The 544-nt window shown below is 40.8% G+C and carries 1 protein-coding gene; it reads left to right on the top strand.

The features are described from left to right. Positions 1 to 544: N-6 DNA methylase (locus HMPREF3264_RS10405; RefSeq protein WP_141764488.1), on the top strand; the 544-nt coding region annotated here is incomplete at both ends.

The raw sequence follows: 544 nt of genomic DNA, 5'->3' as shown, positions 1-544 counted from the left end.
GACGATACTCGCAAAGATTGTTACAGATGGCAAAGAAGACTTAAGAAGTGTGTATGACCCCACATGTGGTTCAGGCTCATTACTCTTACGTGTGGGACGAGAAGCTAAAGTACGTAATTATTACGGTCAAGAATATAATAGTACAACCTATAACCTAGCTCGCATGAATATGTTACTCCATGATGTGAATTTTAAAGCCTTCCAAATTGAAAATGGTGACACATTAGAAGATCCAGCACATAAAGGTGAACAATTTGATGCTGTAGTCGCAAATCCACCATACAGTGCGAATTGGAGTGCTGAACCTTCATTCTTAGATGATGAACGTTTTAGTGATTACGGGAAACTCGCACCGAAATCGAAAGCAGACTTCGCCTTTATTCAACATATGATTTATCACTTAGATGACGAAGGCACGATGGCCGTTGTACTTCCGCATGGTGTGTTATTCCGTGGCGCAGCCGAAGGCACCATTCGTAAATATTTAATCGAAGAGAAGAATTATTTAGACGCTGTGATAGGCTTACCTGCCAACTTGTTCTTT

The organism is Staphylococcus sp. HMSC62A08 (assembly GCF_001839105.1).
In the GTDB taxonomy this organism is placed as follows: Bacteria; Bacillota; Bacilli; order Staphylococcales; family Staphylococcaceae; genus Staphylococcus; species Staphylococcus caprae.
Note: the sequence above shows the minus strand (reverse complement) of the source record. Positions and strands in the feature narration are given on the sequence as shown.